Source organism: Allobosea lathyri (assembly GCF_900108245.1).
Taxonomy (GTDB): domain Bacteria; phylum Pseudomonadota; class Alphaproteobacteria; order Rhizobiales; family Beijerinckiaceae; genus Allobosea; species Allobosea lathyri.
The window spans coordinates 55,987-79,624 of record NZ_FNUY01000001.1 but is presented as its reverse complement, the minus strand read 5'-3'; the positions used below and the strand labels follow the sequence as shown (position 1 = coordinate 79,624).

Annotated in this window: 23 protein-coding genes; 6 read left to right on the top strand and 17 right to left on the bottom strand. The window is 65.7% G+C overall.

Annotated elements, in window-relative coordinates; all coding sequences use genetic code 11:
* Positions 1-20: 20 nt before the first annotated feature.
* From C4S73_RS00340 to C4S73_RS00315, 6 genes are all read right to left on the bottom strand, one after another.
* A complete protein-coding gene (locus C4S73_RS00340) occupies positions 21-497 on the bottom strand; it encodes an Lrp/AsnC family transcriptional regulator (protein ID WP_200827910.1) in 477 nt (158 codons plus the stop codon).
* A gap of 256 nt (positions 498-753) precedes the next feature.
* On the bottom strand, positions 754-2,133 hold the full coding sequence (locus C4S73_RS00335) for an aminotransferase class III-fold pyridoxal phosphate-dependent enzyme (protein ID WP_103870494.1): 1,380 nt from the start codon (positions 2,131-2,133) through the stop codon (positions 754-756).
* A gap of 245 nt (positions 2,134-2,378) precedes the next feature.
* Positions 2,379-2,795 (bottom strand): helix-turn-helix domain-containing protein, encoded by a 417-nt coding sequence (locus tag C4S73_RS00330; protein ID WP_103870493.1) that lies wholly within the window; start codon positions 2,793-2,795, stop codon positions 2,379-2,381.
* A 170-nt stretch (positions 2,796-2,965) separates the two neighbouring features.
* On the bottom strand, positions 2,966-3,892 hold the full coding sequence (locus tag C4S73_RS00325; protein ID WP_103870492.1) for a 2-hydroxyacid dehydrogenase: 927 nt from the start codon (positions 3,890-3,892) through the stop codon (positions 2,966-2,968).
* A gap of 25 nt (positions 3,893-3,917) precedes the next feature.
* Positions 3,918-4,778: a GNAT family N-acetyltransferase gene (locus C4S73_RS00320; RefSeq protein WP_103870491.1), complete on the bottom strand. Its 861-nt coding sequence runs from the start codon at positions 4,776-4,778 to the stop codon at positions 3,918-3,920.
* A 39-nt stretch (positions 4,779-4,817) separates the two neighbouring features.
* Positions 4,818-5,537 carry a cupin domain-containing protein gene (locus C4S73_RS00315; RefSeq protein ID WP_103870490.1) on the bottom strand — a complete coding sequence of 240 codons (720 nt, stop codon included), beginning with the start codon at positions 5,535-5,537 and terminating at the stop codon, positions 4,818-4,820.
* 173 nt (positions 5,538-5,710) lie between these two features.
* Between C4S73_RS00315 and C4S73_RS00310 the strand changes: the two genes are divergently transcribed.
* Positions 5,711-7,093, top strand: coding sequence for an aminotransferase-like domain-containing protein (locus tag C4S73_RS00310; protein WP_103870489.1), 1,383 nt, complete (start codon positions 5,711-5,713; stop codon positions 7,091-7,093).
* 20 nt (positions 7,094-7,113) lie between these two features.
* Here C4S73_RS00310 and C4S73_RS00305 read toward each other — a convergent pair whose 3' ends face one another.
* The 6 genes from C4S73_RS00305 to C4S73_RS00280 all read right to left on the bottom strand — a co-directional run bounded on the left by C4S73_RS00305 (position 7,114) and on the right by C4S73_RS00280 (position 11,894).
* On the bottom strand, positions 7,114-7,515 hold the full coding sequence (locus C4S73_RS00305; protein ID WP_103870488.1) for a DUF983 domain-containing protein: 402 nt from the start codon (positions 7,513-7,515) through the stop codon (positions 7,114-7,116).
* 127 nt (positions 7,516-7,642) lie between these two features.
* Positions 7,643-7,978, bottom strand: coding sequence for a hypothetical protein (locus tag C4S73_RS00300; protein WP_103870487.1), 336 nt, complete (start codon positions 7,976-7,978; stop codon positions 7,643-7,645).
* A complete protein-coding gene (locus C4S73_RS00295; protein ID WP_103870486.1) occupies positions 7,978-8,865 on the bottom strand; it encodes a DUF6772 family protein in 888 nt (295 codons plus the stop codon). The genes C4S73_RS00300 and C4S73_RS00295 overlap by 1 nt, the downstream gene beginning before the upstream one ends.
* A gap of 3 nt (positions 8,866-8,868) precedes the next feature.
* Positions 8,869-9,714, bottom strand: a complete 846-nt coding sequence (locus C4S73_RS00290) for a carbohydrate ABC transporter permease (protein ID WP_244595378.1) — start codon at positions 9,712-9,714, stop codon at positions 8,869-8,871.
* On the bottom strand, positions 9,707-10,582 hold the full coding sequence (locus C4S73_RS00285; RefSeq protein WP_244595377.1) for a carbohydrate ABC transporter permease: 876 nt from the start codon (positions 10,580-10,582) through the stop codon (positions 9,707-9,709). The genes C4S73_RS00290 and C4S73_RS00285 overlap by 8 nt, the downstream gene beginning before the upstream one ends.
* Before the next feature lie 187 nt (positions 10,583-10,769).
* Positions 10,770-11,894, bottom strand: coding sequence for a mandelate racemase/muconate lactonizing enzyme family protein (locus C4S73_RS00280; protein WP_103870484.1), 1,125 nt, complete (start codon positions 11,892-11,894; stop codon positions 10,770-10,772).
* A gap of 95 nt (positions 11,895-11,989) precedes the next feature.
* Between C4S73_RS00280 and C4S73_RS00275 the strand changes: the two genes are divergently transcribed.
* From C4S73_RS00275 to C4S73_RS00260, 4 genes are read left to right on the top strand one after another with little or no spacing between them, the layout of a single operon-like run.
* Positions 11,990-12,781 (top strand): FadR/GntR family transcriptional regulator, encoded by a 792-nt coding sequence (locus C4S73_RS00275; protein ID WP_160115623.1) that lies wholly within the window; start codon positions 11,990-11,992, stop codon positions 12,779-12,781.
* Positions 12,753-14,051 (top strand): ABC transporter substrate-binding protein, encoded by a 1,299-nt coding sequence (locus C4S73_RS00270; RefSeq protein ID WP_103870482.1) that lies wholly within the window; start codon positions 12,753-12,755, stop codon positions 14,049-14,051. The genes C4S73_RS00275 and C4S73_RS00270 overlap by 29 nt, the downstream gene beginning before the upstream one ends.
* Positions 14,052-14,102: 51 nt before the next feature.
* Complete coding sequence (locus C4S73_RS00265) at positions 14,103-15,413, top strand: ABC transporter substrate-binding protein (protein ID WP_103870481.1); 1,311 nt, start codon at positions 14,103-14,105, stop codon at positions 15,411-15,413.
* A 3-nt stretch (positions 15,414-15,416) separates the two neighbouring features.
* Entirely contained in the window at positions 15,417-16,166 is a 750-nt protein-coding gene (locus C4S73_RS00260) for an SDR family NAD(P)-dependent oxidoreductase (RefSeq protein WP_103870480.1), read from the top strand.
* A gap of 218 nt (positions 16,167-16,384) precedes the next feature.
* On the opposite strand, the gene lpdA is transcribed toward C4S73_RS00260, so the two are convergent.
* The 4 genes from lpdA to C4S73_RS00240 form a co-directional block, all read right to left on the bottom strand.
* On the bottom strand, positions 16,385-17,782 hold the full coding sequence (lpdA, locus tag C4S73_RS00255) for a dihydrolipoyl dehydrogenase (RefSeq protein WP_103870479.1): 1,398 nt from the start codon (positions 17,780-17,782) through the stop codon (positions 16,385-16,387).
* A gap of 166 nt (positions 17,783-17,948) precedes the next feature.
* The gene (locus C4S73_RS00250) at positions 17,949-19,292 is read right to left on the bottom strand and encodes a dihydrolipoamide acetyltransferase family protein (RefSeq protein WP_103870478.1); all 1,344 of its coding nucleotides are present in this window, start codon (positions 19,290-19,292) and stop codon (positions 17,949-17,951) included.
* Positions 19,292-20,308: an alpha-ketoacid dehydrogenase subunit beta gene (locus tag C4S73_RS00245; protein WP_103870477.1), complete on the bottom strand. Its 1,017-nt coding sequence runs from the start codon at positions 20,306-20,308 to the stop codon at positions 19,292-19,294. The genes C4S73_RS00250 and C4S73_RS00245 overlap by 1 nt, the downstream gene beginning before the upstream one ends.
* A gap of 176 nt (positions 20,309-20,484) precedes the next feature.
* Positions 20,485-21,717, bottom strand: a complete 1,233-nt coding sequence (locus tag C4S73_RS00240; protein ID WP_103870476.1) for a 3-methyl-2-oxobutanoate dehydrogenase (2-methylpropanoyl-transferring) subunit alpha — start codon at positions 21,715-21,717, stop codon at positions 20,485-20,487.
* 239 nt (positions 21,718-21,956) lie between these two features.
* On the opposite strand from C4S73_RS00240, the gene C4S73_RS00235 reads away from it, so the two are divergent.
* Positions 21,957-22,451: an Lrp/AsnC family transcriptional regulator gene (locus tag C4S73_RS00235; RefSeq protein WP_103870475.1), complete on the top strand. Its 495-nt coding sequence runs from the start codon at positions 21,957-21,959 to the stop codon at positions 22,449-22,451.
* 101 nt (positions 22,452-22,552) lie between these two features.
* On the opposite strand, the gene C4S73_RS00230 is transcribed toward C4S73_RS00235, so the two are convergent.
* On the bottom strand, positions 22,553-23,584 hold the full coding sequence (locus C4S73_RS00230; RefSeq protein ID WP_103870474.1) for an LLM class flavin-dependent oxidoreductase: 1,032 nt from the start codon (positions 23,582-23,584) through the stop codon (positions 22,553-22,555).
* Between the last annotated feature and the right edge of the window lie 54 nt (positions 23,585-23,638).

Below are 23,638 nucleotides of genomic sequence, written 5' to 3'. Positions count from 1 at the left end.
ACTCCCGCCCACCGCCAGGTTCAGATGTCGAACAGGACCGGCAGCGGGTAGCCGGATTTCTGGATCGGCGACTTGATGACGATGTAGCTGAAATATTTGGAGATACCGAGATTGCGGTCGAGCAGGTTCTCGATCAGCGACTGGTAATGCGTCAGGCCGCGCGTGACGAACTTCACGAGATAGTCGTAGCCGCCGCTGACGAGATGGCACTCCACGACTTCGTCGACACGCCGCAGCGCTGTCTCGAAGCGGATGAAATACTCCTTGGTATGGTCGGCCAGCGTAATCTCGGTGAAGACCGTGATGGTCTCGCCGAGCTTCTGCAGGTTGATCGTGGCGCCATAGCCGGAGATGAAGCCGGCCTGCTCCAGCCGCTTGACCCTGAGCAGGCAGGGACTCGGCGAAAGCCCCACCGCATCGGCCAGCGTGACATTGGTCATGCGGCCATTGCCTTGCAGGGCGACCAGGATCTTCATGTCGATGCGGTCGAGGCGCACGCCTGGGGTCACGAGGGTAGCCTCTGCAAGAACTGGACGTGGCTGACGCATCTGGACATCGCATCAGCCCCGAAACCTTAGAGCATGATACTGGAAAGTGGAAACCGGTTTTCAGGCTATATCAGCCCTAACTCCTTGATGAGTGGCGCATTCAGACCCGGATGGAGCCACAGGCGCGGTCTCCGTCCGGGATCGTCTGGCACCCCGCGATCCGGCCGTCTGCGCACAAGCGAAGATCGTGCCGCGAGGGCGTCCTTCAGCGTAGCGCCGCCTTGATTTCCGGAATGGCGAGCATGTCATCCAGGGTCTGGCGCAGCCGCGCGACGATGAGGTCGATCTCGCTCTCGCTGCAGCACAGCGGCGGCGCAAGCCCGATAATATCATCGGCGAAGGCGCGGAAGATCACGCCATTGGCGTAGCCGCGCGCAAACAGGTGTTCCGAGAGCCTGGCCTCGCGGGGCAGCTTCTCCTTGGTCGCCTTGTCGGCCACGAGTTCGATACCGGCGAGAAGTCCGCGCGCACGGACCTCGCCGACCAAGGGGTGATCGGCCAGTTCCGCCAGCTTGCGCTCGAAATGAGCTCCGGCGCGCTGGCCATTGGCGAGGATGCCGCCTTCCGTATAGAGGCGCAGCACCTCCAGCCCCACGGCGGCGCTGACCGGGTGCCCGGAATAGGTGTAGCCGTGGCCGATCGGCGAACCGGCGGGGGCATTGTCGGCGATGGCGCGGTAGACGCGCTCGCTGATGGCGAGCGCTCCGAGCGGGGCGTAGCCGGAGGTCAGACCCTTGGCCATCGTCATCATGTCGGGAACGACGTCCTCCGCCTCGCAGGCGAACATCGGACCGGTGCGGCCAAAGCCGGTGATGACCTCGTCGGCGACGAAGAGGATGTCGAGTTCGCGCGCCGTCTCGCGCATCGCCTTGAGCCAGCCGCGCGGCGGCACGACGACGCCGCCAGACCCCTGCACCGGCTCGCAGAAGAAGGCCGCGACGTTGTCGGCCCCGATCTCCTCGACCTTGGCCCGCAGCGCCGCGACGCTGGCGGCGATCACCGCCGCATCGTCGGAGCCCGCTGGATTGCGATAGGGATAGGGCGAGGCAATGTAGTGCTGGCCCTCGGCCGGCAGGTCGAAGTGCAGATGGAAGGCCGGCAAAGCGGTGACGCCGGCTCCCGTCGAGCTCGAGCCGTGATAGCCGCGCTCCAGCGAGATGATCTGCTTCTTCGCCGGCCGTCCGGTGACGTTGTAGTAATAGCGGATCAGCCGCAGCGCGCTGTCGACCGCGTCCGAGCCGCCGAGCGAGAAATAGATGTGGTTGAGATCGCCCGGTGTCAGTTCGGCGAGCCGCGCCGCGAGCCTGATCGCCGGCTCGCTGCCGAAGCTGAAATAGCCGGTCGCATAAGGCAATTCGCGCATCTGCGCGGCAGCGGCCTGGACGATGCTTTCATGGCCGTAGCCGACATTGACGCACCAGAGACCGGCGAAGCCGTCGATCAGTTCGTGACCATCCGCGTCGGTGACGAAGGCGCCGCGGGCCGACTTCATGATGGTGACGCCGCGCTTCTCATGCCCGGCCCAGGAGGCGACGGGATGGACCCAATGGTTGCGGTCGAGGGCTTCCAGGGAGTTCACGGACATGAGGCTGACCTTCTTGGGAGACAGGAAGTTCTTGGCAGAAAGGAAGTTCTTGGCAGAAAGGAAATTATCGAGCGTGTTTTAGAGTTTGATGTTTTTGCGTGGAAATACACCGTCATCCTGGGCGACCGGGGGTCGGCCCGGGATCCATCCTAGAGTTCCGTTCCCTACGATGGATCCCGGAGCTGCGCGGCTTCGCCGCTTGTCCAGGATGACGATGCGGTTCCAAATCAACTCAATCACGGCGCTCACAGGGCAATGGCGCCGGCATAGCCGGGGCGCGGCCGGGACGGCTGCGGCGCCGCCTCGATATCGCGCAGATAGCGGCCAGGCGTGATGCCGCAGATGTTCTTGAAATGGCGTGACAGGTGGCTTTGGTCGAAGAAACCGGCCTCCGAGGCGGCCAGCGCCGGCGGCATGCCGTCGCGCAGCAGCGCCTTGGCGTAGCGGATGCGGCGATGACAGATAAAGCGATGCGGCGTCAGCCCGACCTGCCGGCGAAACACCGTGACGAACCGGCAGATGCTCAGGCCGGCGAGCCCGGCGAGTTCTTCGAGATAGAGGGTTTCGGTGAAATGGCGCTCGATATGGCTCAGCGCCCGCCGGATCCCAGGGCTGATACCAGCTGGCGACGCTTCACCGAGTGCACTCGATGGTTCAAGCATGAATCCGCTCTTCCTCGCCGGCAGCAACCACGCTGCCTCACGACTACGAGGATAGAGGCGCTTAGAAGTGGTGTCGGGCCTGCGAAACGGCACCGCCCGACATCAGCTGCGCTATTGGCGCCGGTCAACAGCACATCATGCTGTCCTTGCCGGCATGGGTCGGGGCAGCCTCAGTAGCCCCGGCTGCGATCGACGAGGCCGATCAGCGGCTCGCCCGCCCGGTGACGTCGCAGGTTCTCCAGCACGACCTCAACTGCCGTGTCCGGCTGGGTCATGCTCGCGATATGCGGGGTCACCAGCACTCTGGGATCGTTCCAGAGCGCGTGGCCGGCGGGAAGCGGCTCGGGGTCGGTGACATCGAGCACCGCCGCCGAGATCTGGCCGGAATCGAGCGCGGCAAGCAGCGCGTCCTGGTCGAGATGGCCGCCCCGGCCGGTATTCACCAGTCTCGCGCCATGCGGCAGCCTGGAGAACAGGTCCGCATTGAGAATCCCGCGCGTCTCGCTGGTCAGCGGCAGCAGGCAGATCAGGATGTCGGTCCGTCCAAGGAAATCCGACATGCCCTGCGTGCCGGAATAGCAGGTGACGCCCTCGATCGTGCGCTGCGTGCGGCTCCAGCCTGCAACCGGGAAGCCGAAGCCGGTGAGCTTGCGGGCGACGGCTTCGCCGAGCATGCCGAGCCCGAGCACGCCGACGCGACGCGTCGAGGCCGGCAGCACCCTGATCTGCTTCCAGATCTGGCCTTTTTGCTGGGCGATGTAGGGAACGAGGTCGCGATGCAGCGCCAGCACCGACATCGTGACGTATTCGACCATGCCGTCGACGATGCCGGGTTCGACCATCCGCACGACCGGCAATTCCGGAGGCAGCTTCGACAAGTCGAACTGATCGACACCCGCGCCGACCGAAATGAGCAGCTCGAGATTGGGGAAGGCCGCCATGATGTCATCTGGCGGAATCCATGCTCCGAGATAGCGGACCTCGCGGGGATCGCCGATATCGGGCCAGATGCGGAACGGAATGTCGGGCGCCTTCGCTGCGAACAGCTTGGCCCATTCGGCGCCACGAAGCGACTCCGACTTGTAAAGGAACGTCATGGCGGGCGCTTTCCTGTTCAGCCTATCAGCCGAGGGCCTGATTGATGATCGCGTAGATCTTGGACGGGCCGGCGGGAACCGGCTTGTCGCCTCGGACCATCGTCTCCACCACCCCGACGCATGCCAGCCCGTATTCCACCAGGAAACCGTCAAGTCCAGCGCCGGCAAGGAGATCGATCCGGACGAATTCACCCTGCTTGCTATGCAGCCAATGCGCCGTCAGCAGCCGGGCGGAAGCGATGTCATCGGCAATGACAGGTCCGATCGCAAAACCTCGGCCGAACCGGCGCAGGATGCTGAAGCCCACGGCAACACCCTCGCGCTCGAGCACGACGCTCTCGCCGTATTCGAGCAGAGCCGCCAGCACCTTGTCGCGCGGGAGGCCGCTAGCAGCAGTGTCGAGCCCCGCCAGCAAGGCCAGATCGGCCGGGCTCCCGGCTCGCAGCCGCTCCGACTGGTTCAGCGCGGGCGCCGGGACAGCGGGAACCACGCCCTGATGCTGATGCACGCCGCCGCAAGGCACGAAGCCGGTTTTCTCGTAGAGCGGCCGCCCCGCCACGGTTGCGTTCAACAACAGCGAACGACCCGCCACCTCGGCGAACAGGGCCTGCATCAGGCGCTTGCCGATGCCTGCCCCCTGATGGCCGGGGTCGACGATGATCATGCCGAGCGTGGCATGGCTGTCGCCATAGGGCCAGCTCATCGCAGTGGCGACGATCGTGCCGTCGAGTGTCGCGACGATGCCGCGCCCCAACCGGATCGCCAACGCGCAATCCTCGGCACGATGCGGCCAGGAGACCGCTTTCGACAGGCGTTGGCAAGCCGCGGCATCGCCGGGTTCCGCGGCACGCAGGCTCAGGGCCGGCTCGACGATTGCTTCCGACATGACGATTTTCCCGAAAAGACCAGCGACAGGGCGCGGCGCTCAGCCGCCATTCTCCTGAACGAGATAGAATTTGGCGACATGTTCGCGGCTGTCCCAAGCGCTGGGCGCTCCCTGCGCAACGAAGACGGTATCGCCCGTCTCGACCCGCGTGACCTTGCCGTCGGCATCGGCGAGCTCGACGCTGCCTGCAAGCAGATGCATCAGCTCGGCGACGGGTTGCGGCCGCACGATGCGGCGATAGGGCGTTGAATCCCACGTTCCCGCGCGGATGCCGGCGGCGTCGTCATCATAAGCATTGCAACTGCGGCAGCTCGGCGTCTCCCCGATGAGCATCGCCGCAGCAGGCGGATTGGAGGGCGTCAGCGGCGCGTCGGCGAGCAGCTCCTGCAAGCCCGGCTCGGCAGAGGTCTCCCCGGTCGCGGCGCAGAACGCCCAGCGCGATCCCGGCTCGGCTGCAATCTGCACGGCCGTGCCGCGCGTGATGACGGCGCTTTGGCCCGGCCGGAGCACGAGGGTCGTGGCTCCGTTCGACAGCCTGACTTCGCCGGCATGGACGACAAGCGTCTCGGTATGCGGGAAGGCGGCGCTGTCGAGCATGCCGCTCCAGGCCACGCGGCCGGCCGCGATACGGCCGGGCTCGTTCCAGGCAATCTCGCGACCATCAGCGAAAGGATCGGCAGCGCTCAGGCCCTCGGTGCGAAACGCCGTAGCGACCGGCTTTCCGCCTGCGCGCTCAAGAAGAAAGATGTTCGGCACCATGGTCTGACAATCCTTTGTGATGACCTGCACCTAGCCTCAAACCGCTGGGGCTGGATTGGACTATTTTTCCCCGGCGTCTCGATGGGCCCTGCCGGCGTGGCTAGCCCTGCCGCGCCGATTGCGATATCGCATGCCGACAATATCGACAATGTATGGAAGCGCGAGGTCTTCATATGGCGCTGGGTGGCAAGACGGCATCCTGGATCAGCCGCCTCGATCCTGCGGCCGGCCCGCGCTATCTGCAGATCGTCACCCTGATCGGCGACGCGGTCGCGGCCGGAACGCTGCGTCCCGGCGACAAGTTGCCTCCGCAGCGCAAGCTGGCCGAACTTCTCGATGTCGACCTGACCACCGTGACGCGCGCCTATGCCGAGGCGAGGCAGCGCAACCTGCTCGACGCCGTGACCGGGCGCGGCTCGTTCGTGTCGACGCGCAAGGAGCAATCCGGGCCGCCGATCGATCTCAGCATGAATATCCCGCCGGCGCCCAAGGGCGTGCGTCTGGCGGAGTTGATGCAGCGTGGCCTCGCCGAGATGCTGGCGCGTTCCAGCGCCGATCTGCTGATGACCTACCATGTCGGCGCAGGCTCGCTCGCCGAACGGGCGGCGGGCTGCGCTTGGCTGGAGCCGACCCTGGGTCGCGTCGAGCCGGAACGGCTCGTGGTCGCGCCCGGCGCACAGACCGCGCTGCTGGCCCTGCTGGCCTTGCAGGCCGGCCCCGGCGACGCGCTTCTGACCGAGCCCCTGACCTATCCCGGCCTGCTCGCTGCGGCGCGGCATCGCGGCATGCGGCCGGTGTCCGTCGCAGCCGATGCGGAGGGGGTTCTGCCGGAGGCCCTGGACGAGGCGGCTCGCAACCATGGCTCGAAACTCATCTGCCTGACGCCGACCATCCAGAACCCGACGACCGTGACCATGCCGGCAGGACGCCGTCAGGAGATCGTGCGCATCGCGCGAGCGCGCGACCTCACCATCATCGAGGACGACCCCTACAGCCTCCTGGCAGGCGATGCGCCGCCACCTTTCGCCGTGCTGGCGCCGGAGCGGACCTTTCATGTCGCGACGCTTTCGAAAGTGCTCACGCCAGGGCTGCGGACAGCCTTCGTCGTGGTTCCCGCCGGCGCAAGCCGCGACGCCCTCGTCTCGAACCTGCGCGCGATCTGCGTCATGCCGGCGCCGCTGATGACGGCGCTGGCGACCCATTGGATCCGGATCGGCGCTGCAAACGACATTCTGCAAGGCGTGCGGCGGGAGGCGGCGGAGCGCCAGTTGCTGGCAAGGTCGATCCTGCCGGCCTCGGCCCGGGCGCATCCGAACGGCCTGCATGTCTGGCAGCCCCTGCCGGCGCATTGGGACCGCTATCGCCTGATCGAAGCGGCCCGCCAGGAGGGATTGGGCGTGACGCCGTCCGACGCCTTCAGCGCGGAAGGCCGGGCGCCCGACGCTGTCAGGATATCACTGGGCGGCGTGCCCGAGCGCGGACGTCTCGCTACCGCGCTCCGGACGCTCGCGTCGATCATGGGGAGCGACAGCACGGCCGATCACGCCATCGTTTGATGCGCGCCTGTCGATGCGCTTCAGTTGGCGGCAGCGTCCTCGCTTTTAGGGCGCGCGAGGCGGCCTTCCTCGGCCTTGTGGAAGAACTGGGCCGCGATCAACCAGCCCTTCAGCGGCTGGAGCGGCGGGATGCAGGTCAGCAGCACGACCGGCAGCGTCGTCACCAGATGGACCCACATCGGCGGCTCATAGGCGATTTCCAGCCAGAGCGCGAAGGCGACCGCGGGCACGCAGACGAACATCATCACGAAGAAGGCCGGGCCATCTGCGGGATCGGCGAAGGAATAATCGAGGCCGCAGGCTTCGCATTTCGGCCGGATCTTCAGGAAGCCGTCGAACAGCTTGCCCTGCCCGCAGCGCGGGCAGCGACCGCGCAGGCCCGTCTGCATCGGCGACAGGGGTGGCCATTGCTCGGCGAACATGACGGGCTCCTTGAGGCGGCGCCGATCAATCGGCGTCGCCCTTCACATCATGCCCGATCAATACAATGTCAATATTGTATGCATCAATCGTTGCAGCGTGCGCGCTTACGCCGCGCCCGGGTATCCGTCACGCCTTCAAATGGAACGTGACCAGGACAGTGATCTCGGCTCCGGCCGGCAGGGACACCGCGACGCGCAGGAAATTGCCGAAATGCGCGACACGCTGGAAGGTCACGGCATCCAGCGCGGCGGGCATGTCGAAGACCGAGCCTTCCGGCACCCAATGCATGCCGTCGGCCGAGATCTCGATGCGCGCCTTCGGCAGCGTGCCTTTCGGAGCTTTGAGCGCACGCATGAAGACGACCGCCTCCTTGGCCCAGCCGGCCTCATAGGGTTCGGTCGCGGCCTCGCCGGTCCAGATCTCGTTGCGGGCGACGATGGCGGTAAGGTTTTCAGGCAGCATCAGAAATCCCCCGAAAGACAGACCGAGTCGAGATAGGCGAAGGCGCGCTTGTCGGTGTCGGTCTCCACGAAGAAGCAGAGATTGAGCATGCACCAGAGGTTCTTCATCGCGGGGATGCGGATCGGCTCGAAGGTCGAGAGATCGAAGCTGCGATCGTTCACCTGGAAGCCGGTGGCCTTCATCGTGGCGAGATCGAAATCGAAGCGCAGATAATGCCAGTTAATCTTGGTCGGGATCTCGTTGTAGCAGAGCCGCTGCTCGCCGCCGGGCAGGTCCTCCCAATCCGATTCCGCGAGATGGTAGTGCGAGATGGTCTTGCCGGCATGGCCGATCGGCTTGATCGGCGTCGTCTTGCGCTTGAACTGCCATTTCTGCAGGTGCTCGCCGTCCTTGGCGTTGAGGAAGCGCAGATGCGGCATCACGCGCTCGCCGCCGGCCCCGACCTGATCGCCGACCTGGAGATCGTAGAGGAAGCCGAAGGAGCGGACATCGGTCTCCATCAGCTCCATCTCGCTCGCCTCGGGCTTGAAGGTGAAATAGCACTCCATCCGGATCGGCCCGGCCTTGCGAAAGGTCAGGCGCTTCAGCGTGACGTTCTGCGCGCCGGCCCTGGGGCGGGTCGCGAGCTTCAGCGCATAGGAGCCATCGACGCCGCCATGCGAGCCGAAATCCCAGTTTGGCAGGGTCGATAGCATCGCATGCGTGTGCTGGGCGTAGCCCGGCAGCATCGCGTCGAGCGAGACTTCGTAATTGCCGACGAGCTGGGTCCAGCCGCACATGCCACGGTCGAAATCATCGAGGCAGATGATCCGGGGCAAGGGGTCGAAACGGCTGAGTTGCGGGTCGGCCTCGCGGATGGCGCGGCGAAAATCGTCGAGTTGGGTCATGACCTATCCTTTCACCGCGCCGGCCGTGAGCCCGGCGACGAGATGCTTCTGCATGAGGATGACGAAGGCGAGCACGGGCAGGAGTTGAAGGGTGGAAGCGGCGAAGAGCACGCCCCATTCCACGCCCTCGACTGCGCCGATCATCTCGGCAACGACCAGCGGCGCGGTCTTGGCCTTGGTGGTGGTGAAGATGAAGGCGAAGAGGAACTCGTTCCAGGCGTAGACGATGACGAAGACCGCGACGGCGAGCATGCCCTGCGCCGCGAGCGGAAAGATCACGCGCCGGACGATCTGGAACTGCGAGGCGCCATCGATCATCGCCGACTCGTCCAGCTCGCGCGGGATCTGGTCGATGAAGGTGCGCATCACGATGGTGCCGAGCGAGACGAAGAAGGTCGCGTAGAGCAGGATCAGGATGAAATGCGTGTCGTTGAGCCCGAGCCAGTTCACCACCGGAAACAGCGGCAGGGTGATCACGATCGGCGGGATCAGCCGGATGAAGATCAGAAAGAAGGCGCTCGCCTGCAGGCCTTTGCCGGCATGGCGCGAATAGGCGAATCCGGCCAGCAGCGAGACCGTAACGGCCAGGACCGTCGCCCCGACCGTGACGAGAAAGCTGTTCCAGAGGCCGTGAAAGAAATCGCCCCAGCGCTCCCAGAGCAGCGTGTAATTCGCCAGCGTCGGCGTGAAACTGAAGCGCGAGGTCAGCGAGAAGATGTCGCGATCAGCCTTGAAGGACGACATCGCGATCAGCGCGATCGGCAGGATCGACCAGGCGAGGATGACGAGGACGCCGAGGCTTTTGAGGAAGGCGCGAAGGAGCGGAAACTTATCCATGAGCTTAGGCATGCTTGGCAAACATCTCCCTGTAGAGCCCGCGCAGGTAGAACAGCGCGAGCAGGAGCGAGGCGAGCACGAGCAGCCAACCGGTTGCCGCCGCCGAGCCGAAGGCGTTGTACCGGAAGGCTTCGAGATAGAGATAAACCGCCAGCACCTCGGTGGTGCGCGCCGGCCCGCCGCCGGTCATCAGCCAGACCTCGGAAAACAGCCGGAAGGCGAAGATGTAGCGAAACAACGCCGCGATCAGCAGCGCCGGCATCAGCAGCGGCAGGGTGATACGGCGAAACGCGGTCCAGCCAGTCGCACCGTCGATGGCGCCGGCCTCGTAGAGTTCGCCGGGTACCGAGAGCCGCGCCGCGTAAATGATGATGAAGCTGAAGGGCAGGTGCAGCCAGATCGAGAGCAGCGAGACCATGAAGAGCCCATGGCTCGGCTTCACCGCCCATTCGATCGGCGGCAGCCCAAACCAGGCCAGCATCTGGCTCATCATCCCGACATCGGGCTCGAACAGATAACGCCACATCACGACGGCCGAGACCTCGCTGACCGCATAGGGCGCGAGCACGATGGCGAGCAGGATCGGCCGGAACGGCACGCCCGAGGCGAAGAACAGCGCCATCAGCAGGCCCAGCAGCAATTCGACATGCACGACGACGACAACGACGATGACCGTGTTGAGGAGCGCCCGCCAGAAATAGGGATCGCCCAGCACCTTCGCGTAATTGGCGAAGCCGACGAAACTCATCGCCTGCCCGAAGGAGGACTGGTTCAGGCTGAGCCAGAACACATAGATCGCCGGCAGGAAGATGATGCCGCCGACCATCAGCTGGACCGGGCTGACGAGGGCCAGGGCGGAAAGAGGCGTGCGGACGGTCAAGCTTCGTTTCCTTCATCCGCGCCCCTACCGAAGCCCTCATCCTGAGGAGCCGCGCAAGCGGCGTCTCGAAGGATGGTCCAGACGGCACCGGAGCCTCGACGAGCATCCTTCGAGACGCGCCTGCGGCGCTCCTCAGGATGAGGGCTCAGCGGGGAGCCGGCGAGTGGCGGTGAGTGAGGAGCCATCGTCACGCGACCCGGTAGCGCGCGAGCATCTCGCGGTCGATCTCGATGCCGAGACCCGGACCCTGCGGCACCAGCAATTGCCCCTCGACCAGTTGATGCCCCTCCCCGACGACCGGATGGGCGAAGGCATCGCGCAGTGGGTTGGCGTAGACCATGCACTCGAAGGTGCGCAGGGTTTCGGCAGCGGCGGCGAGCTGGAGGCTGGCGGCGACGCAGATCGCGCCGGACCAGCCGACATGGGGCGCGTACGCCGTATTGAAGGCGGCTGCGAGCTCGGCGATGCGCCAGGTTTCGGTGATGCCGCCGGAACGGGTCACGTCGGGCTGAATCAGGCCCAGCGAGCGGGTCTTCAGCATCTCCAGCGCTTCGGAGGCGACATAGTCGCTTTCGCCGGCGGCGAGCCTGATCGGCAGGTGCTGCGCGAGGCGGGCATAGCCGGCGCGGTCGTGAGGGGCGATCGGCTCCTCGAAGAAGCCATAACCGAGATCGCTGAGTGCGCGCCCGACGATCATCGCGTCATCGACATCATAGGCCCAGTTGGCGTCGACATAGAGCGCGATATCGTCGCCTGCGAGCTTGCGGACGAATTTCGCCCGGGCGATCGCATCCTTGAGCGGGTGGCCGAGCTTGACCTTGATCTCGCGGAAGCCGGCCTTGAGCACGGCCGCCACCTCGGCCTCGACCGTGGCATCGTCGAGCCAGTTGATGGAGGATGCATAAGCCGGGACGCTGGTGCGCCCCATGCCGCCGAGAAGCTTGTGGATCGGCAATCCCGCGAGTTTGCCGGCAATATCCCAGAGCGCGATGTCAACGGCCGAGATCGCCTCGACGAGCTGCCCGCCGGGCTGGCCGGAGAGCGCAGCCCGCATCGTCTTCCAGAGCGCGCGGCGGTCGGCGGGATCGCGGCCGATCAATCGCGGGGTCAGCACGTCATCGATCAGCCGGGCATATCCGGCCGCTCCCCGCCGGGCGAGCCCCTCGCCGAACCCGACCACGCCATCGCTCGTCGTGACCTCGACGACCACGAGCTCGATGGCTGGATAGTCGCCCTGCGACGTCCGCTGGGTTTTCTCCAGCACGGCCCGCAACGGATGGGAGGTGATCTTGGCGATGCTGCGGGAGGACATCCGGGCTTTCTCACTTCACTTATCTACTTATCTGATAGGTTGATCAATTGCAAACCTGCGCAGCATATGTCAATCATCCGGTCATGGAGATTTTGATGAGTGATGCCGCCCTTGCCCCGGAGATCGACGCCGACCCGTTCGCGGCGTCCGATGTCGTTCCGACGCGGCTGGGCGATGCGCTGATCGCGCGGATCACGCAGGCGATCCATGACGGCCGGCTGAAGCCCGGCGACGCCCTGCCGTCCGAAGCCAGGATCGCCGCCTCGTTCGGCGTCAGCAAGCCGATCGCGCGAGAAGCCATCCGCCAGCTCGCGGCGATGGGCGTCGTCCACATCCAGCAGGGCAAGCCGACGCGGATCCAGGCGCTCGACGCCGGCCCGCTCGACCGCTTCTTCCGTTTCGCGGTGCGCGGCAGCAAGACCGGATTGATGGAAGCGATCGAGCTGCGCCGCATTCTGGAGCCACCGATCGCGCGCTACAGCGCGGAACGCCGCACGCCCGCCGATATCGAGCGCCTGCGCGCGATTCTGGTGCGGATGAAGGCGGCCCTGTCGGACGTGCCGCGCTGGATCGAGGCCGATCTGGACTTTCACGAGGCGCTGGCCGCCTCCTCGGGCAACAGCCTGCTCGACCTGCAGATCCAGGGCCTGAGGCCGGTGATCCGCGAGGTGATGGAGAGCTTCAATTCGCGCGAGGCGCGCAATACCTCCGATTGGTTCAAGACCTATGAACGGCATGTCCGCGTCGTCGAGGCGATCATTGCCGGCGATGCCACGGCGGCGGAAGCCGCCATGAACACACATTTCGAAGCGGCTGAAGTCGCCATCGCGGAAATCGCGAATCGCAGGGAGGATCACCATGACCATAAGGACAGGGCTGGACCGTAGAGAGCTGCTGGGCGGCTTCATCGGGCTAAGCTTCGGAGGCGCCACGTTGCCGGCCCTTGCCCAGCAAGGCGGTCCGTTCAACGTCTTCGCCCATCGCGTCATGCAGACGGTCGCGACCGGCGCTCAGGGCGGCGACATCACCAAGGCGTGGGCCGAAAAGAACGGCGGCACGATCCAGTGGACCACTTTCGACACAGGCCCTCTGCAGGAGCGGCTATTCCGCGAGGCGAGCCTCGGCGAGACCAGTGTCGATGTCGGCTTCCTCCTGAACACGCAGGCCATCCCGCGCGCCACCAACCTGTTCGAGCCGCTCGACGACTATATGAAGCGCGATCCGCTGGAGGACGCCGCCGACATCTTCCCCGGTCTGATGGACGGCATGAAGGTCGGTGGCAAGCAACTGGCGGTGCCGTTCCGCCATGCCTCCTCCGGCCTGCATTACAATGAGGAATTGCTGGCCGAGAAGGGCTTCAACAAGCCGCCGGCAACGATCGAGGAGATGATCGAGATCGCCCGCGCCTGCACCTATCGCCGCAGCGACGGGACGGCGGTCGTCGGGCTGTGCATGCCCGGCGTGACCTATCCCAATGTGATCGACATCGCTCGTGCCTGGGATGGCGACTTCATCACGCCGGACTTCAAATGCGTCGCCGATCAGCCGCCGATGCTTAACGCGATCAAGCTGCTGCGGTCCCTGTTCGAGGCCGGAGCCTTCCCGCGCACCTTCGCGACGCTTTCAACCGAAGACGTCAATGTCTGGATGCAGACGGGACGCGCCGCGATGAGCCTGCAGAGCATGGGCCGCAACCGCATCTACAACGACCCGCAGAAGTCGAAATTCCCCGGCAAGATCAAGACGATCGCCGTTCCCGCGTCGAAGACGCTCACCGGCAAATACGACGCCGCGCCGGCCAAGGTCGAGTTCTGGGGCATGGTCATCCCCAAGAACGCCAAGCGGAAAGACCTGTCCTGGAGCTTCATCAAGGCGATGGCCTCGAAGGACGCCACGCTGAAGGCCGCGCTCAACGGCAACGGCCCGGTGCGCGCCTCGACCTATGCAGATGCGGGCTTCGCCAACACCGTGCCCTATGCCGCCGAGGAGCTGAAGGTGCTCAAGGTCGCGCGCGTGCCGCTGCCGGCCTTCGACGAGGCCGCACGCGCCGGCGACCTGTTCAAGGAAGAGGCGGAAGCGGCCGTGCTCGGCATGAAAACTCCGGAGGAAGCGATGGCCTCCCTGGTCAAGCGAGTGAAGCCGTTGCTGCCGGCCTGAGCCACGTCGAACTGCCCGGAACAGGGCAGGCATGCCAACGGGAGATACGCCATGTCGAAGCAACTGCCACCAATCTCGCTCCCCCTTTCGCGACGCGGATTGGGCCTGCTCGCCGCGGGTGCTGCGTCCTCGCTCGCTCTTGGCGGAAGCGTTTTCGCGCAAGGCAAGGCGCTGACAGCGCTCGGCCACCGCGTCCACCAGACCTCCGCAACGACCGGTCCGGCCGGAGACGCCACTGAAGCCTGGCGCAAACAGGCCGGCGCGAGCGTCAATTGGGTCACCTTCGGCGACAACAACGCCATCCATGAGCGGCTGCTGCGGGAGGTGACGCTGGGCGAAACCTCAATCGATGTCGGCTATCTGCTGAACGGCAGGGCCGTGCCGCGCAATCTCCGACTGTTCGAGCCGTTGGACGCGCTGATGAAGGATGCGCCGCTGGAAGCCCCCGACGATTTCGCGCCGGGGCTGATCGCGCCGCTGAAGCTCGACGGCGCCCTGCACGGCATTCCGGTCCGGCACGCCACCAATGCACTGATCTACAACGAGGCGATCCTCGAGGAGCGCGGCGTCACCAAGCTGCCGGCGACTTTCGAGGAGCTGGTCGAGCTGGCCCGCAAGCTGACCTTCAAGCGCGATGACGGCACGCAGGTTCAGGGGCTGGCCTTCACCGCCGTCTTCGCCTCGAACTTCCTCACCCTCGCGCGCTGCCTCGGCGGCGACTACATGACGCCAGACGGCAAGCTCGTCGCGGCCGAGGCCCCGATGGTGAAGGCGCTTTCGACCCTTGCCGATCTCTACAAGGCGGGCGTCCTGCCGCGCAATTTCGCGACCGTGAACAACGAGGAGATCACGACCTGGATGCAGCAGGGGCGCGCCGCGATGACGATCAACCCCTTCGCACGGCTGGTCACCTATAACGATCCACAAAAGGGCAAGTATGGCGGGCGCTTCAAATCGCTGCTGCCGCCGATGTCCGCCGATCTCGCGGGGAAGGTCGCCTATGCGCCGACCGTCGAGTTCTGGTCGCTGGTCATCCCGAAAAACGCGAAACAGAAGCCGCTCTCCTGGGATCTGATCCGCGCGCTCTCCTCGAAAGCCGGCACCAGGACGATGGCCCTGAACGGCAACGGCCCGACGCGTATCTCGACTTATGCCGACCCGGCGCTGATGGCCGCCATGCCCTATGCGGCCGACGAGGCGGCGGCGCTCAAAGCCTCGCGCATCCATCTGCCGGCCTTCGACGAGCAGGCGCGCGCGCATGACATCTTCATCGAGGAAACCCAGGCCGCCATCCTCGGCATCAAGCCGGCCCAAGCCGCGATGGACGACGCGGTGAAGCGCGTGCGTCCGCTGCTCGGCTAAAGGATGGGCGCTCTTTCAGGCCGCACGGCGCTCGTCACCGGGGCAGCACGCGGGATCGGGCTCGCCATCGCCGCCGCATTGGCCAAAGCTGGCGCGCATAGCGTGCTGCACGACCGCGATGGCGTCGAAGCCAGCGCGGCCATCGCGCAGTTGCATGAGGATGGACTGCAAGCGAGCCTGCTCGTCCATGATCTCGTCGATCCGCGGGCGCCGGCGCTGATGCAGGCTGACCTCGTCGCTTTGCAGCGCGAGCCCGATATCCTGGTGCTGTCAGCCTCGGCGGAAATCCGGCAGCGCTGGGACGCCGTCGACGACGACGCGCTCGCGACCCAGAGCGAGGTCAATCTCCATGCGACAGCGCGGCTGATCAAGGCTTTCCTGCCCGGCATGATCGCACGCGGATTCGGCCGGGTCATCGCGATCGGCAGCGTGCAGGAGAGCAGGCCGAATGCCGATTGCCTCTATTACGCCGCGACCAAGGCGGCTCAGACCAGCATGATCCTCAACCTCGCCCGCACGATCCGCGCGTCCGACATCACCTTCAACGTGATCAAGCCCGGCGCGATCCTGACCGACCGCAACCGGACCGTCCTCGCCGACAGGAGCTATGAAGCAGCTGTGCTGGAACGCATCCCGCTGGGCCGGATCGGCGAGCCGCAGGATTGCGCGGGAACAGCGCTGCTGCTGTGCTCGGTCGAGGGCGGCTACATCAACGGCGCGGAGATCGCCGTCGACGGGGGCCTGCGGTTGTAGAGCACGCTTCGTTTTGGCGGAAGCGTTCTGTCATTCCGGGGCTTCGCGGCAGCGAAGAGCCCGGAACCCATAACCTCGGGTGTCAGCAAGCTAGGCCAGAAGCGGCGGACCGCTTCGTCCTGAACCGCCGGCGGTTATGGGTTCCGGGCTCGACCCTGCGGGTCGCCCCGGAATGACGGTGTGGTTCCGAGAACAGCAGGCTCAGGCCGGCCGCGCCCTCAGATATGGATGGCGTGGCCGAGCGCTTTCAGCGCCGCTTCCTGAAAACCTTCTCCGAGCGTCGGATGGGCGTGGATCGTGCCGGCGATATCCTCCAGCGTCGCGCCCATCTCGATGGCGAGGCCAAAGGCCGTCGACAGCTCGGAGACGCCCTGCCCCACTGCCTGAATGCCCAGCACGACCTGCGTCTCGGCCTGCGCGACGATCCGGACAAAGCCGACCTCGCCATGGCGCGTCATGGCACGGCCATTGGCGGCGAAGGGGAACTGCCCGGTCTTGATGGCGAGGCCGGCGCTACGGGCGTCGTCGGGCGACAGCCCGGCGGAGACGATCTCCGGATCGGTGAAACAGATCGCGGGAATGCAGCGCTTGTCCCAGGCGCGCGGCAGGCCGGCGACGATCTCGGCGACCATCTCGCCCTGCGCCATGGCGCGATGCGCCAGCATCGGCTCGCCCGTTACGTCGCCAATGGCGTAGATGCCGCGCATCGAGGTCTCGCAGCGTTCGCCGATGCGGATGAAACGGCCGTCCATGTCGAGCACGAGCTCTTCGAGGCCAAGGCTCGCGGTCGTGGGCGTCCGGCCCACCGTGACGAGGATCTTGTCCGAGGCAATGCTTTTCTCCTGCCCGTCAGCGGTCTCGATGCGCAGCGCGTCTCCCTTCGGCGTCATGCCCTTCGCCTTGGCGCCGAGCAGGACCTCGACGCCGAGCCCTGCGAGATGTTTCGCCACCGGGGCTGTCAGCTCCTCGTCATAGAGCGGCAGGATGCGGGGCAGCGCCTCAACCACCGTCACCTTAGAGCCAAGCTTCGCGAAGGCCGTGCCGAGTTCGAGGCCGATATAGCCGCCGCCGACCACGGTGAGCCGCTTGGGCAATTCGGCCAGCGACAGGGCCTGTGTGGAGGAGATGATGTTGCCGCCGAAGCGCAGGAAGGGCAGCTCGACCGGCGCCGAGCCGGTGGCGATGACGATAATCTCCGCCCTGATCACCTTAGGGCCGGTCTCGGTTTCCACCACGACGGTCTTGCCGTCGCGGAAACGGGCCTTGCCGTGGACGATCTTGACCTTCGACTTGCGCAGCAGCGCTGCAACGCCGTTGTTGAGCCGCTGGACGATGCCGTCCTTCCAGGCCACGGCCTGTTTCAGATCGAGCGCGGGGGCAGAGGCCGTCAAGCCGAAAGGGGTCTTGCCGGCGGCCGCGAGCGCGACCTTCTCGAACTCCTCGGCGACATGGATCATCGCCTTGGAGGGGATGCAGCCGACATTCAGGCAGCTGCCGCCGAGCTTGGTGCTCTCGACGATGACGGTGTCGATGCCGAGCTGGCCGGCGCGGATGGCGCAGACATAGCCGCCGGGGCCGGCGCCAATGACGAGCAGCTTGCAGATGATCTCGGTCATGCGAAGTCCTCGCCCCAAATGGTCGGATCGATACGGCGGAACCACATCGTCATTGCGAGCGCAGCGAAGCAATCCACAGGATTGGGCTTTACGCCTTCCTGGATTGCTTCGTCGCTGCGCTCCTCGCAATGACGGGTTCGTGCGGTCCGTGTCCGAACGCTCAACATCAGATATCCACGAACAGCGTGGCCGGGTTCTCGATCAGCTCCTTGAGGCGCTGGACGAAGACGGCGGCGTCCCAGCCGTCGATGACGCGATGATCGAAGCTGCAGGACAGGTTCATCATCTTGCGCGGCACGAAGGTGGTGCCGTCCCAGACCGGCCGGATCATCATCTTGTTGACGCCGACGATGGCCACTTCCGGGTAGTTGATCACCGGCGTTGTCGCGATGCCGCCGAGCGCGCCCAGCGAGGTGATGGTGATCGTCGATCCCGTCAGCTCGTCGCGCGTCGCGCTGCCGTCGCGTGCTTTCTCGGCGATGCGATTGAGCTCGATGCCGCAGTCCCAGATGCTGCGGGCCTCGGCGTGCTTGACCACCGGAACCATCAGCCCCGACGGGGTCTGCGTGGCGATGCCGATATGGATGCCGGCATGCTGATGGATGATGCCGGCATCGTCGTCATAGAGCGCGTTCAGGTTCGGCTGCTCCGAGATCGCCTTGACCATGGCGCGCATCAGGAAGGGCAGCAGCGTCAGCTTGGGCCGCTCGGGCGTGGGCTTCTTGTTCAGCGTCGCGCGCAGATCTTCGAGCGGAGTGACGTTCACCTCCTCGACGATGGTGATGTGCGGGATGCGCGACTTCGACAGCGCCATTTTCTCGGCGATCTTGCGCCTGAGGCCGACGACCTTGATATCGGTGACGCCCGTCTTCTGGGCCAGCCCCGGCGCATGTCCGGCTTCGGGACCGCGCAGCAGGAAGGCGTCGATGTCCTCATGCGTGATGCGGCCGCCGGGGCCGGAGCCCTGGAGTTGGCGCAAATCGATGCCGGCTTCGCGGGCCTTGAGGCGTATGGCGGGAGAGGCGATCGGCTTTTCGCCGACCGCTCGCCGCGGCAAGGGCGACGCCGCTGGAGCGGGCGTGGGCGCTTTCCTGGGCGCGGGCGTCAGCAGGGCACGGGGCGGCGCGTCGGCGGCAGGCTCGGCGGCTTTCGGCTCGCCAGTTTTCGACTCGGCAGCTTTCGGCTTGGCCGGGGGTGTTGCCGCTGCTGGCTTCTCCGCCGGCGCCTCTTCCGCGGCAGGCTCTGGCTCATCGGCCGCATTTGCGTCGCCGGCGATCTTGAGACGTACGATCGCGGAGCCGATCGCGACGGTGTCGCCGATTTCGGCGCCGATCCACAGCACCTCTCCGTCGATCGGTGCGGGAATCTCGACGGTCGCCTTGTCGGTCATCACGGCGGCCAGCAGATCGTCCTCGCGTACGATGTCGCCGACCTTGACGTGCCACTCGACGAGCTCCGCCTCGGCGATGCCTTCGCCCACGTCCGGAAGCTTGATGATGCGCTCGGCCATCAGCGGGCCTCCATGATGTCGCGCAGCGCCTGCCCGACACGGGCCGGGCCGGGGAAATAGGCCCATTCCTGCGCATGCGGATAGGGCGTGTCCCAGCCGGCGACACGCGTCACCGGCGCCTCGAGATGGTAGAAGCAGTGCTCCTGGACCAGAGCCGCCAGTTCCGCGCCGAAGCCCGAGGTCAAGGTCGCCTCGTGGAGCACGACGCAGCGGCCGGTCTTGGCGACGGAGGCGATGATGGTATCGAGATCGAGCGGCACCAGCGTCCGCAGGTCGATGATCTCGGCATCGATGCCGGTCTCCTCGGCCACGGCCTGCGCGACATGCACCATGGTGCCATAGGTGATGACGGTGACGGCTGAGCCTTCGCGGCGGATCGCGGCCTTGCCCAGCGGCAGGGCATAATGGCCGTCTGGGACCTCGCCGAGATCATGCTTGGACCAGGGCGTCACCGGCCGGTCGTGATGGCCGTCGAAGGGGCCGTTATAGAGCCGTTTCGGTTCGAGGAAGATCACCGGGTCGGGATCCTCGATCGCCGCGATCAGCAGGCCCTTGGCGTCGTAGGGGTTGGACGGGACGACAGTCTTCAGGCCGGAGACATGGGTGAAGAGCGCTTCCGGGCTCTGGCTGTGGGTCTGGCCGCCGAAGATGCCGCCGCCGGTCGGCATGCGGATGACGATCGGGCAGGTGAAATCGCCGGCCGAGCGGTAGCGCAGCCGAGCCGCTTCCGAGACGATCTGGTCATAGGCCGGGTACATGTAGTCGGCGAACTGGATCTCGACACAGGGGCGCAACCCATAGGCCGCCATCCCGACCGCCGTGCCGACGATGCCGAGTTCGTTGATGGGCGCATCGAAACAGCGGCTGACGCCGTATTTCTGCTGCAGGCCATGGGTGCAGCGGAAGACGCCGCCGAAGAAGCCGACATCCTCGCCGAACACCACGACATTGTCGTCGCGGCCCATCGAGACGTCCATGGCGGAACGGATCGACTCGATCATCGTCATGCGGGCCATGATTCAGCGAGCTCCGATCGGGCGGCAGGGCGACCTCGTCATGGTCGGGCTTGTCCCGACCATCCACGTCTTGGCTGGTCCAAGCCTGAGTTCAAGACGTGGCGTGAGTTCAAGACGTGGATGCTCGCCACAAGGGCGAGCATGACGGAGAGGGGGTCGACGCGAAGGCATCATCCTCAGACTCCGATCTGTTGGCGCTGCCGGCGCAGATGCGGCGGCAATTCGGCGTAGACGTCCTCGAAGATATCGCGCGCCGACGGCTTGCCTCCCGCATGCAGCGTGCCGAAGCTCTCGGCCTCCTTCTGCGCGGCGATGACGGTGGCGAGAATTTCGGCCTCCGTCTGCTTGTGGCGCTCCTCGCTCCAGGCGCCGGTCGCGATCAGATGCGCCTTCAGCCTGAGAAGCGGATCGCCCAGCGGCCAGCCTTCCGACTCGTGCTTGGGCCGATAGGCGGAAGGGTCGTCCGAGGTCGAATGCGCGCCGGCGCGGTAGGTGACGTATTCGACCAGCGTCGGGCCGAGATTGCGCCGCGCCCGCTCGATCGCCCATTGCGCAACGGCATAGACCGCAAGGTAGTCGTTGCCGTCGACGCGCAGCGCGGGGATGCCGAAGCCCAGTCCGCGCGCGGCGAAAGTGCCCGAACCGCCGCGCGCAATGCCCTGGAAGGTCGAGATCGCCCATTGGTTGTTGACGACGTTGAGCACGACGGGGGCCTTGTAGGTCGAGGCGAAGACCAGTGCGGCGTGGAAATCCGATTCCGCCGTGGCGCCGTCACCGACCCAGGCGGCTGCGATCTTGCTGTCGCCCTTGATCGCCGACGCCATGGCCCAGCCCACGGCCTGGACGAACTGGGTGGTCAGATTGCCGGAGATCGAGAAGAAGCCGTGCTCTTTCGACGAATACATCACCGGGAGCTGGCGACCCTTCATCGGGTCGCGCTCGTTGGAGTAGATCTGGCACATCATGTCGACCAGCGGGTAGTCGTTCGCGATGAGCAGACCCGCCTGGCGATAGGTCGGGAAGTTCATGTCGCCGGGCGAGAGCGCGATGCGGAAGGCGCAGCTCACGGCCTCCTCGCCGGTGTGCTGCATGTAGAACGAGGTCTTGCCCTGGCGCTGGGCCATCTGCATGCGGGCGTCGAAGGTGCGCAGCGTCATCATGTGGCGCAGGCCGCGGACCAGATCGTCCTGGTCGAGCGGCGGAGCCCATGGACCGACGGCCTGCCCGTCCCGATCCAGCACGCGGATGATCGAATAGGCGAGATCGCGGATCTCGTCGGGCGCCACATCGACCGGCGGGCGCCGGACCGAGCCGGCTTCCGGGATCACGACATTTGAGAAATCGGGCTGCCCGCCCGGACGGCTCGCAGGCTCCGGCACATGGAACTTAAGCGGAGTTTCGCTCGTCATTGCCGCGCTCCATCGTGACCCGCCGACCAGCATTCCGCCGTCAGGCTCAAACGGCAAGACATCTTCTCGTTTCCGAGCGTGATGCCCTGCGCATGCCCGACCGCCCGGCGCCGGCGGCATTCTCCAGAACCAGCAAGCTAGCCCGCCATCGGAAAAGATTTCTCCCGAAGTTGGTTGCGCTATGGCAATCGAACGGGAATAGTTTCCGCGATATGATCATCTGACGGAATATTCTCGCGATGACGGGCAAGCCGAGACGAAACGACGATCTGGACCAGATCGATCGACGGATTCTCTCCGCGCTTCAGGAAGATGGCCGGCTCACCACCAACGCTCTTGCCGACAAGGTCGGCCTGTCGCCCTCGCCCTGCTGGACGCGGGTGAAGCGGCTGGAAGAGAGCGGCGTCATCGAGAAATATGTGGCCGTGCTCGACCACAAGGTGCTCGGCTTCAACAATGTCGTCTTCGTCGAGATCACTCTCGACAAGCATGACGACAGGGTGCTCGACCAGTTCGGCGAGGCGCTGACGCGCGCGCCGGAGGTGGTCGAGGCCTATCTCGTCACCGGCGAATACGATTACCTCGCCAAGGTCATCGTCAGCGGCACGGACCATTACGAGCGCTTCCTGCGCGAAACGCTCTACCGCATTCCCGGCATCCGCCAGACCCGGACGACCTTCGGCCTCAGGGCGCTGAAGCGGTCGATCTCGGTCGATCCGCTGAAAATGCCTTAGACGCCGATGCCGTCATTGCGAGCGAAGCGAAGCAATCCAGCGGCGGCAGAGCGCTACGGCCCCTTGGATTGCTTCGCTTCGCTCGCAATGACGGGAAACGCTCACCCCAGCATCTCGCGGACCAGCGGGGCGACCTTGCTGCCGTAAAGCTCGATGCAGCGCATCAGCTTGTCATGCGGCAGCGGGCCGGCGCTGTATTTCAGCTGGAAGCGTGAGGCGTCCAGCGCCTTCACCGTCGCCGCGATCTTTCGGGCGACAGTCTCGGGCGAGCCGACATAGAGCGAGCCCCGCTCGGCCTCCTGCTCGAATTCGGCGCGCCCCATCGGCGGCCAGCCGCGCTCAGCGCCGATCCTGTCGCGCATGCGCTTGTAGTCCGGAAAGAGCTCCTCGCGCGCCTGCTCGTCGGTATCGGCGACATAGCCCGGCGAATGCACGCCGATCGGCGGCACGGCCTCGCCAAGCTCGCCGAAAGCGCGCTGGTACAGATCGACATAGGGCCTGAAGCGTTTGGGATCGCCGCCGATGATCGCCAGCATCAGCGGCATGCGGTAACGGGCGGCGCGCACCACCGATTCCGGGCTGCCGCCGACGCCGATCCAGGTCTTCAATGTGCCGGCCTCGATCGGCGGGAAAACGCGCTGGTCGACGAGCGGCGGGCGCGTGCTGCCGCTCCAGCTCACCGGGCCGCCTGCGATCAGGGCCGCGAACAGGTCGAGCTTCTCCTCGAACAATGTCTCGTATTGTCTGAGATCGAAGCCGAAAAGCGGAAAGGATTCGGTGAAGGAGCCCCGGCCCAGAATGACCTCGGCGCGCCCGTTCGAGGCGGCATCGACCGTGGAGAAACGCTGGAAGACGCGGATCGGGTCGTCCGAACTCAACACCGTCACGGCCGAGCCGAGCCTGAGGCGGCTGGTGCGCCCCGCGATCGCCGCCAGCACCGTCTCAGGCGAGGAGATCGCGAAATCGGCGCGATGGTGCTCGCCGACGCCGAAGAAATCGATGCCGACCCGATCGGCCAGCACAGCTTCCTCGATGACGTTCCGGATGACCTGCGCATGCGGCAGCAGGGCGCCATCAGGCCTGGAGGTGACGTCGCCGAACGTATCCAGCCCGAATTCGAGATGCTGTGCCATGGGATGATCTACTGGGATTGCCGGCCGTTCACCGGCGGGGCCGGGAGCGGTCGT

What these genes read in the sequence shown, in the direction of transcription:
- C4S73_RS00335 (WP_103870494.1), bottom strand. Translation starts at nt 2,133, where the DNA reads ATGTCCGTGAACTCCCTGGAAGCCCTCGACCGCAACCATTGGGTCCAT.
- C4S73_RS00330 (WP_103870493.1), bottom strand. Translation starts at nt 2,795, where the DNA reads ATGCTTGAACCATCGAGTGCACTCGGTGAAGCGTCGCCAGCTGGTATC.
- C4S73_RS00325 (WP_103870492.1), bottom strand. Translation starts at nt 3,892, where the DNA reads ATGACGTTCCTTTACAAGTCGGAGTCGCTTCGTGGCGCCGAATGGGCC.
- C4S73_RS00320 (WP_103870491.1), bottom strand. Translation starts at nt 4,778, where the DNA reads ATGTCGGAAGCAATCGTCGAGCCGGCCCTGAGCCTGCGTGCCGCGGAA.
- C4S73_RS00315 (WP_103870490.1), bottom strand. Translation starts at nt 5,537, where the DNA reads ATGGTGCCGAACATCTTTCTTCTTGAGCGCGCAGGCGGAAAGCCGGTC.
- C4S73_RS00310 (WP_103870489.1), top strand. Translation starts at nt 5,711, where the DNA reads ATGGCGCTGGGTGGCAAGACGGCATCCTGGATCAGCCGCCTCGATCCT.
- C4S73_RS00305 (WP_103870488.1), bottom strand. Translation starts at nt 7,515, where the DNA reads ATGTTCGCCGAGCAATGGCCACCCCTGTCGCCGATGCAGACGGGCCTG.
- C4S73_RS00300 (WP_103870487.1), bottom strand. Translation starts at nt 7,978, where the DNA reads ATGCTGCCTGAAAACCTTACCGCCATCGTCGCCCGCAACGAGATCTGG.
- C4S73_RS00295 (WP_103870486.1), bottom strand. Translation starts at nt 8,865, where the DNA reads ATGACCCAACTCGACGATTTTCGCCGCGCCATCCGCGAGGCCGACCCG.
- C4S73_RS00290 (WP_244595378.1), bottom strand. Translation starts at nt 9,714, where the DNA reads ATGCCTAAGCTCATGGATAAGTTTCCGCTCCTTCGCGCCTTCCTCAAA.
- C4S73_RS00280 (WP_103870484.1), bottom strand. Translation starts at nt 11,894, where the DNA reads ATGTCCTCCCGCAGCATCGCCAAGATCACCTCCCATCCGTTGCGGGCC.
- C4S73_RS00275 (WP_160115623.1), top strand. Translation starts at nt 11,990, where the DNA reads ATGAGTGATGCCGCCCTTGCCCCGGAGATCGACGCCGACCCGTTCGCG.
- C4S73_RS00270 (WP_103870482.1), top strand. Translation starts at nt 12,753, where the DNA reads ATGACCATAAGGACAGGGCTGGACCGTAGAGAGCTGCTGGGCGGCTTC.
- C4S73_RS00265 (WP_103870481.1), top strand. Translation starts at nt 14,103, where the DNA reads ATGTCGAAGCAACTGCCACCAATCTCGCTCCCCCTTTCGCGACGCGGA.
- C4S73_RS00260 (WP_103870480.1), top strand. Translation starts at nt 15,417, where the DNA reads ATGGGCGCTCTTTCAGGCCGCACGGCGCTCGTCACCGGGGCAGCACGC.
- lpdA (WP_103870479.1), bottom strand. Translation starts at nt 17,782, where the DNA reads ATGACCGAGATCATCTGCAAGCTGCTCGTCATTGGCGCCGGCCCCGGC.
- C4S73_RS00250 (WP_103870478.1), bottom strand. Translation starts at nt 19,292, where the DNA reads ATGGCCGAGCGCATCATCAAGCTTCCGGACGTGGGCGAAGGCATCGCC.
- C4S73_RS00245 (WP_103870477.1), bottom strand. Translation starts at nt 20,308, where the DNA reads ATGGCCCGCATGACGATGATCGAGTCGATCCGTTCCGCCATGGACGTC.
- C4S73_RS00240 (WP_103870476.1), bottom strand. Translation starts at nt 21,717, where the DNA reads ATGACGAGCGAAACTCCGCTTAAGTTCCATGTGCCGGAGCCTGCGAGC.
- C4S73_RS00235 (WP_103870475.1), top strand. Translation starts at nt 21,957, where the DNA reads ATGACGGGCAAGCCGAGACGAAACGACGATCTGGACCAGATCGATCGA.
- C4S73_RS00230 (WP_103870474.1), bottom strand. Translation starts at nt 23,584, where the DNA reads ATGGCACAGCATCTCGAATTCGGGCTGGATACGTTCGGCGACGTCACC.